General features: G+C 60.5%; 6 protein-coding genes. 5 read left to right on the top strand and 1 reads right to left on the bottom strand.

Features of this window, described 5'->3' with window-relative positions:
• The first annotated feature begins 489 nt into the window (after positions 1 to 489).
• From AC1RDQ_RS00350 to AC1RDQ_RS00335, 4 genes are all read left to right on the top strand, one after another.
• A complete protein-coding gene (locus tag AC1RDQ_RS00350; protein WP_492585860.1) occupies positions 490 to 2,814 on the top strand; it encodes an FdhF/YdeP family oxidoreductase in 2,325 nt (774 codons plus the stop codon).
• 120 nt (positions 2,815 to 2,934) lie between these two features.
• Positions 2,935 to 4,356 carry a cytochrome ubiquinol oxidase subunit I gene (locus AC1RDQ_RS00345; RefSeq protein WP_150814423.1) on the top strand — a complete coding sequence of 474 codons (1,422 nt, stop codon included), beginning with the start codon at positions 2,935 to 2,937 and terminating at the stop codon, positions 4,354 to 4,356.
• 17 nt (positions 4,357 to 4,373) lie between these two features.
• Complete coding sequence (cydB, locus tag AC1RDQ_RS00340) at positions 4,374 to 5,390, top strand: cytochrome d ubiquinol oxidase subunit II (protein ID WP_492585859.1); 1,017 nt, start codon at positions 4,374 to 4,376, stop codon at positions 5,388 to 5,390.
• The gene (locus tag AC1RDQ_RS00335; RefSeq protein WP_090456115.1) at positions 5,377 to 5,526 is read left to right on the top strand and encodes a DUF2474 domain-containing protein; all 150 of its coding nucleotides are present in this window, start codon (positions 5,377 to 5,379) and stop codon (positions 5,524 to 5,526) included. The genes cydB and AC1RDQ_RS00335 overlap by 14 nt, the downstream gene beginning before the upstream one ends.
• Before the next feature lie 714 nt (positions 5,527 to 6,240).
• Here AC1RDQ_RS00335 and AC1RDQ_RS00330 read toward each other — a convergent pair.
• Complete coding sequence (locus tag AC1RDQ_RS00330; protein ID WP_090456112.1) at positions 6,241 to 7,092, bottom strand: CAP domain-containing protein; 852 nt, start codon at positions 7,090 to 7,092, stop codon at positions 6,241 to 6,243.
• A gap of 142 nt (positions 7,093 to 7,234) precedes the next feature.
• Between AC1RDQ_RS00330 and AC1RDQ_RS00325 the strand changes: the two genes are divergently transcribed.
• Complete coding sequence (locus AC1RDQ_RS00325) at positions 7,235 to 7,855, top strand: cell wall hydrolase (protein ID WP_154947611.1); 621 nt, start codon at positions 7,235 to 7,237, stop codon at positions 7,853 to 7,855.
• The last annotated feature ends 195 nt before the right edge of the window (positions 7,856 to 8,050 follow it).

Here is an 8,050-nt window from a genome sequence, read left to right as displayed (position 1 = left end):
GAACCCATCGATCAAGACTTGTTCTGACATGACACCCTCGCTTGGCACGCATTGAATGAATGTTCCGTGTAGGAGCGAGCTCTGCTCGCGATGGTCGTTAACGATTACGCGTGCTTGCTGGCTGAACGCGGTGCTCTGGAGTCCATCGCGAGCAGAGCTCGCTCCTACAAATATTGCGCCGATAACGGATTTATTGAGCGCAGGTGTAGGAGCGCTGAAAACGGATTTGTTGTGCGCAGGCTAAGAGCAACTTGTCGGTCCGTCCAATCACTATTAGTAACCGGTTGATCGAGTGCATCTATGATGGATAAAGTTGCAACGTTAACGGCTGGTTAAATCTTATAAGCTATTGATAAACAACAATAAATAACGATGATAAATATCCTCGATCATGTGGTCGTAAATAGCGATTAGACAATAATTATTCCCTGTTCATATGCTTTCTCCGTCAAACGATCAATGGCCTGAATCAGGTCACGGAGAAGTACCATGTCTCAAGTCGACCGCTACAAACCCTACAAAGGTGCCGCCGCTGGTTGGGGCGCGCTGATTGCTGTTACCAAAAACTGGCTGGGCAGTGAAAACGCGCTGAAGAATATTCGCGCCATGCTCAAGACCAACCAGAACGGCGGGTTCGATTGCCCCGGTTGTGCCTGGGGCGAGTCGCCGGAAAACGGCATGGTCAAGTTCTGCGAGAACGGCGCCAAGGCGGTTAACTGGGAAGCCACGGGCCGTTTGGTCGACCCGGCCTTCTTCAACAAATACAGTGTCTCGGCACTGGCCGAGCAGAGCGATTACTGGCTGGAGTATCAGGGCCGCCTGACCCACCCGATGCGCTATGACGCGACCAGCGACCGTTACGTGGAAACCACCTGGGACGAAGCGTTCGCGCTGATCGCCCGGCACCTCAACGCGCTGGAATCGCCGGACCAGGCCGAGTTCTATACCTCGGGCCGGGCCAGCAACGAAGCCGCCTTTCTCTATCAGCTGTTCGTCCGGGCCTACGGTACCAACAACTTTCCGGATTGCTCCAACATGTGCCACGAAGCCAGTGCGGTGAGCATGATCGAAAGCCTCGGCGTGGGTAAAGGCACCGTGGTGTTTGACGACCTGGAACATGCCGATGCGATTTTCGTCATCGGTCAGAACCCCGGCACCAACCACCCGCGGATGCTTGAACCGTTGCGCGAAGCGGTCAAGCGCGGTGCCCAGGTGATCTGCATCAACCCACTCAAAGAGCGCGGGCTGGAGCGCTTCCAGCATCCACAGCACCCGATCGAAATGCTGCTGAACGGCTCCGAGCCCACCAACACAGCCTACTTCCGCCCGGCACTGGGCGGCGACATGGCGGTCATGCGCGGCATGGTCAAGTTCCTGCTGCAGTGGGAGCGCGAAGCTCAGGTCAGCGGCGGTGAACCGGTGTTCGACCATGAGTTCATCGCCGAACACACCTCGGGGATGGGCGCCTACCTGGGCGAAGTCGACGCAACCAGTTGGGAGCACATCGAGCAGCAGTCGGGCATGCCATTGGCGGACATCGAACTCGCCGCCCGCATGTACGCCCGGTCCAAGCGGGTGATCATGTGCTGGGCGATGGGCCTGACCCAGCACACGCACTCGGTGCCGACGCTGCAGGAAGTCATCAACCTGATGCTGCTGCGCGGCAACGTCGGCCGCCCCGGCGCAGGCCTGTCACCGGTTCGCGGTCACAGTAACGTGCAGGGCGACCGCACCATGGGCATCAACGAGCTGGCGCCCACCGATTTGCTCGATGCCCTGGAAAAACGCTTCTCCTTCAAGCCACCGCGTGAGCATGGCCACAACACCGTGATGGCGATTGGCGCGATGGAGCAGGGTCGTTCGAAAGTGTTTATCGCCCTGGGTGGCAACTTCGCCCAGGCCACCCCCGACACGCCACGCACCCACGCCGCGTTGCGTAAATGCGACCTCACCGTGCACATCGCCACCAAACTTAACCGCAGCCATCTGGTCACCGGCCGTGAAGCGCTGATCCTGCCGTGCCTGGGCCGCACCGACATCGATATCCAGGCCGAAGGGCCGCAAGGCGTCACCGTGGAAGACACCTTCAGCATGATCCACATCTCCCACGGTCAACTGAAACCGAAGTCGAAACACCTGCGCTCCGAGCCTGCGATCATTGCCGGCATCGCCGCCGCGACACTGGGCAAGCACCCGATCGACTGGAACTGGGCCATCGGCGACTACGGCCGAATCCGCAACATGATTGCCGACACCATTCCCGGTTTCGAGGATTTCAACCATCGCTTGCTGCATCCGGGCGGTTTCCACATGCCCAACGACGCGGCCAGGCGCATCTGGAAAACCGCCAGCGGCAAGGCCCAGTTCACTCCGAGCGTGCTGCCGGAGCACCTGATCAGCGAGGGCGTGCGCAACCTGACGGTCAAGCCACACCTGATTCTGCAGACCATGCGCTCCCACGATCAGTACAACACCACGCTGTATGGCCTGGATGACCGTTATCGCGGGGTGTACGGCATGCGCGACGTGGTGTTCGCCAACGAGCAGGACATTCGCCGGCTGGGTTTTGAGCCTGGGCAGAAGGTCGACCTGGTGGCGCTGTGGGACGACGAGCGCGAGCGTCGGGTCAGCGGTTTCACCCTGATCGCCTACGACATTCCGGCCGGTCAGGCAGCGGCGTACTACCCCGAGACCAACCCGCTGGTGCCGCTGGAAAGTTACGGTGACCGCACCTTCACCCCGACTTCCAAGTTCATCGCCATCCGGCTGGAGCAGGCGAAGGCCAGCAACCTGATTTCGACTTCCGCCGCGTAGCACCGGGGGCGGCCCGGTGCCGCTCACCTAACCCTTTCGACTTGTGTTGGCTGCAGGCCCCCGGCCTGACGGTGGCCCGGCCGTGTGCCGCCGTTTTTCAGCCGCAATGAGGATATCGACATGTTTAACCTGGAGGCACTGGACCTGGCGCGCATTCAATTCGCGTTCACGGTTTCGTTCCACATTATCTTTCCCGCCATCACCATCGGGCTGGCCAGCTTCCTGGCGGTGCTCGAAGGGCTTTGGCTGAAGACCCACAACGACACCTACCGCGATCTCTACCATTTCTGGTCGAAGATCTTTGCCGTCAACTTCGGCATGGGCGTGGTCTCGGGGTTGGTCATGGCCTACGAGTTCGGCACCAACTGGAGCCGTTTCTCCGATTTCGCCGGCAGCATCACCGGGCCGTTGCTGACCTATGAAGTGCTCACGGCGTTCTTCCTCGAGGCCGGTTTCCTCGGGGTCATGCTGTTTGGCTGGAACCGGGTAGGGCGCGGCTTGCACTTCTTCTCGACGGTCATGGTCGCCATCGGCACCCTGATTTCGACCTTCTGGATTCTTGCGTCCAACAGCTGGATGCAAACGCCCCAGGGCTTCGAGATCGTCGACGGTCGGGTGATGCCGCTGGACTGGCTGGCCATCGTGTTCAACCCGTCGTTCCCGTACCGCCTGGCGCACATGGCGATTGCCGCTTTCGTGGCCACCGCGTTCTTTGTCGGCTCGTCGGCGGCGTGGCACTTGCTGCGCGGCAACGACACCAAACAAGTGCGCAAGATGCTGTCGATGGCGTTGTGGATGGCCTTGATCGTCTGCCCGATCCAGGCAGTGGTCGGTGACGCCCACGGCTTGAACACCCTGGAACATCAACCGGCGAAGATCGCTGCCATCGAAGGGCACTGGGAAAACAACGGGAGCGAAGCGACGCCCCTGGTGCTGTTCGGCATCCCCGACATGCAGGCCGAGAAAACCAGGTACGCCATCGAGATTCCGTACCTGGGCAGCCTGATCCTGACCCACAGCCTCGACAAGCAGATCCCGGCGCTCAAGAGCTTCCCGAAAGAGGACCGACCCAATGCGACGGTGGTCTTCTGGAGTTTCCGCGTCATGGCCGGGCTGGGCATGTTGATGGTGCTGGCCGGCGTGCTCGGCCTGGCCCTGCGTCGCAGCGGCGCCATCTACCGCAATCGCTGGTTCCTGCGCCTGATGTTGTGGATGGGGCCAAGTGGCCTGATCGCCATGCTGGCCGGGTGGATCACCACCGAAGTCGGGCGTCAGCCGTGGGTGGTGTATGGCCTGCTGCGTACCGCCGATGCCGCGTCCAATCACAGCGTCGCGCAGTTGAGCATCTCTCTGGCGCTGTTCGTGGTGATTTATTTCTCGGTGTTCACGGTGGGCATCGGCTACATGATGAAACTGGTCGGCAAAGGACCGCAGCCCCATCACGGGCATCCGGTCGACGGGCACTCCGATCAGCTGGTCACACCGCGCCGGCCGCTGTCCGCCGACGCTGAAATTCTCGAAACCGACGCCCGCGTCAATTGAAGGAAGGGAGTTGAGTCATGGGTATTCAAGGTATCGATTTATCGCTGATCTGGGGTGTGATCATCGCCTTTGGCGTGATGATGTACGTGATCATGGACGGCTTCGATCTGGGGTTGGGCATTCTGTTTCCGCTGATCCCGGATGCGAAGGAGCGCGATGTGATGATGAACACCGTGGCACCGGTCTGGGATGGCAACGAGACCTGGCTGGTGCTGGGCGGCGCGGCACTGTATGGCGCTTTCCCGCTGGCCTATTCGGTGATTCTGGAAGCGTTGTACCTGCCGCTGATCCTGATGTTGTGCGGCTTGATCTTTCGCGGTGTGGCGTTCGAGTTCCGTTTCAAGGCCAGCTCTGAAAAACGTCACATCTGGGACATGGCGTTCATCGGCGGTTCGCTGCTGGCGACCTTTTCCCAGGGCGTGGTGATCGGCACTTATATTGCCGGCATCCCGGTGGTCGATCGCCAGTTCGCCGGCGGTTCGCTGGATTGGCTGGCACCGTTTCCGCTGTTCTGCGGTGTCGGTCTGATCGTCGCTTATGCGCTGCTCGGCAGCACCTGGTTGCTGGTCAAGACCGAAGGCATGCTCGAATCGCGGATGCGCCTGTTCACCCGTCCCCTGGCCTGGCTGCTGTTGGCGGTGATTGGTGTGATCTGTGTGTGGACGCCCATCCTCCATCCGGAAATTGCCACTCGCTGGTTTGCCCATGCGCACCTGGCGGTGTTCGGTGGTCTGGCGGCGCTGGCTTTGCTGGCGATGTTCGGCCTGCTCAGGACCCTGCGCCAACGTCACACCCATTGGCCGTTCGCCTTCACCCTGATGCTGGTGTTCCTGGGTTACATCGGCCTGGCGTTCAGTATCTGGCCGAACATCGTGCCGCCGTCGATCAGCCTGTGGGCAGCGGCGTCACCGCCAACCAGCCAGTTGTTCATCCTGATCGGCGCGCTGTTCATTCTGCCGATCATCCTGATGTACACGGTCTGGAGCTACTACGTGTTTCGCGGCAAAGTGAGGATTGGCGATGGCTACCATTGATTCTTGTGAACGGGCACCTTGGTACAAGCGACTTGGGTGGCTGGTGGTGATCTGGCTGGGCAGTGTGGTTGCGTTGGGAGTGGTGGCGGGGGGATTGAGGATGTTGATGCATGCGGCCGGGATGAGTAGCCACTGATGGCCGGTCATTAAGGAGTTCCAGTTCACTTTGATGCGTATGTATGTATGTATGTATGGATTGGATTGGATTGGGTGAATATCCATTCCTGCGGTAACGGCCACCTATGGTTCCGCTCTTACAGCGGGTCACTTGGAAAAGCCCCAAGTAACCAAGGGCTCTTGCCCCTGACGTTCGGTGCCTCGCTGTGGCTCGGCATGCCCTCGCTCCGGTCCTGCTCCGTGGGCCCGCCGCCATCGGCCATCCATGGCCGGCGGCGGCTAACCCGGCATCCATGCCGGGTTGCCCACTACGCAGAACCTCCGCTCGGCCTCTCGAGGGGGCGTGTACCGCAAAAGCGCCCGAGGCGGCCTATCGGCCGGCCTGATCGCAATTGAGCTCGTTTCCGTGTAGGAGCGAGCTTGCTCGCGAAAAACGTCTGAACAACGCGATCAAGCAGACAGCCCGCGTTATCGTTGACGTCCATCGCGAGCAGGCTCGCTCCTACAGGTACGAGGTCGCTCTGGCTTTTGATCTCGATCTGCCCCATCGGCCTGCCTGCCTGATCGCAATTGAGCTCGTTTCCGTGTAGGAGCGAGCTTGCTCGCAAAAAACGCCAGGACAACGCGGGCTTTCAGACAACCCGCGTTATCGTTGGTGTCCTTCGCGAGCCAGCATCGCTCCTGCAGGTGCCCCGTTGGATGGCCCGTCCGCGACACATTCAGAGTCTTGTCATTACTGCGCCCCAAACATCGCCGTCCAGTAAATCCCCGCATCGCTCTTCGGGTCGGTGGCGTAAGCCGCGCCCAGTTCGCGGAACTGTGGGTTCATCAGGTTGGCGCAATGGCCGGGGCTGGCCAGCCAGCCTTCGACCACCTTGTGCGCGGTGTCTTGGCCGGCGGCGATGTTTTCGCCGATCTGCTGGAAGTCGTAGCCGGCCAGTTCCGCGCGGTCGCCCGGGGTGCGGCCATCGCGGTCCTTGTGATCGAAGTAGTTGTTGTTGGCCATGGAGCGGGCGTTGCCTTCGGCGGCGGTGGCCAGCGTGGCGTTCCAGGCCAGCGGTGGCGCGGCGGCGAAGGACTGCGCGCCGCATTGGCGTGGTCGGGTGCGTGCGGCGTTGAGTTCGGTGAGCAGCTTCTGGCCTTCGGCCTGCGCGTCGCCCAGGCGTGCGCTCAACAACGGCCGTGCGACGACGATGCGCCATTCACGGTCCTGGCGGCTGACGCCGACATCGACGAATTGCGGGTCGAGGACGATCTGGCAAAAGCTCTCCTGAATCGCCTTCATCGCCGAGGCGGCATCGCGAGGCCCGGACAGGCTGATGGCCTGCACATTCTTCATGGGATAACCGGCAGTGACCATGGCCTGCTGCAGATTACCGATGTTCGGGGCGGTCAGCACCAGGCGCGGGTCGGCCGACAGGGGTGGCAGTTCCGATGAAGCCTGGCCTGCGCAGCGCTGCGGTTGGCTACGGTAGACGTTGATCGATTCGATCAATTGCGCTTCGTCGGCCGCCACGGCGTTGGCGGCGAATACCAGGCCCAGTGATACACCGGCCAAACGCATTGCGGATGAAATGAAACCCATGAAAATCCCCCTTGAGCAGATTGCGCCCATGATGCGCGAAGTTGGCCCATCTAAGACAACGGATTTATCCAGAGTGTAGTGGGGTGGGCGAAATCATTTCACTACTAGACTCAATTGAACCACTCACCAAGTGACACCGACCATGCGCTTCGACTGGATCGCCACCTGCCTCGCCCTGACGTTGCTTGCCGGCCCGGTATCCGCTACGGATCAAGAACAAAAACAGGAATCGGCCGAGAACAAGGCCGAGGTGTTGGAACAGAAAGCCGCCGAGAGCAACAACCCGGCACCAGCGCCCAAGGCAGAAGCCATTACCCCGTCAGAAGTCCAGGCTGTCGACCCGGCCGGCGCCGCGCCGCTGGACGATGCGATCACCTGCCTGGCCCGGTCCATTTACTGGGAAGCCAAGGGCAAGGACGCCGCCGACATGGAGGCGGTGGCCAATGTGGTCATGAATCGCCTGGGCCACGAGGGCTTTCCGGACACGGTGTGCAAAGTGGTCAAGCAGGGTTCGGAAACCAAGAGTTGCCAGTTTTCCTGGTGGTGCGACGGTAAATCCGATTCGGTCCAGGAGGAAGTGCCTTACGCGATGGCCAAGGAAATCGCGCGCAAGGCCCTGAACAAGGAACTGCCGGATCGCACCCAGGGTGCCCTGTATTTCCATGATCGTACCGTCAAGCCGGATTGGGCCAGGCAATACATCAGGACCGTGGATATCGGTTTGTTCCGGTTTTACAAACCCCATGGCGGATCGGCCAGATAACCGCGGTGTTTTCGGCCGGATATTTTATTTTTTCGAGGTGGCGCGAGGCGTTATCCAAACTGAAATGTGTCTGTTTTATAAGCTTCATAACGCAACCGTGCGCGAATGAAGCCATAAGCAGGGACTACACATGAAGTTGACGAGGGTCCGGATCAGTCATCTCGCGTCGATCGCGGCGCAGTCGCCGGCGCGCTT

This window comes from Pseudomonas sp. GW823-FHT02E01 (assembly GCF_058797535.1).
Note: the sequence above shows the minus strand (reverse complement) of the source record. Positions and strands in the feature narration are given on the sequence as shown.

Excerpts from the sequence above, each read along its gene's own strand:
- AC1RDQ_RS00350 (WP_492585860.1), top strand. The coding sequence starts at position 490 with ATGTCTCAAGTCGACCGCTACAAACCCTACAAAGGTGCCGCCGCTGGT.
- AC1RDQ_RS00345 (WP_150814423.1), top strand. The coding sequence starts at position 2,935 with ATGTTTAACCTGGAGGCACTGGACCTGGCGCGCATTCAATTCGCGTTC.
- cydB (WP_492585859.1), top strand. The coding sequence starts at position 4,374 with ATGGGTATTCAAGGTATCGATTTATCGCTGATCTGGGGTGTGATCATC.
- AC1RDQ_RS00335 (WP_090456115.1), top strand. The coding sequence starts at position 5,377 with ATGGCTACCATTGATTCTTGTGAACGGGCACCTTGGTACAAGCGACTT.
- AC1RDQ_RS00330 (WP_090456112.1), bottom strand. The coding sequence starts at position 7,092 with ATGGGTTTCATTTCATCCGCAATGCGTTTGGCCGGTGTATCACTGGGC.
- AC1RDQ_RS00325 (WP_154947611.1), top strand. The coding sequence starts at position 7,235 with ATGCGCTTCGACTGGATCGCCACCTGCCTCGCCCTGACGTTGCTTGCC.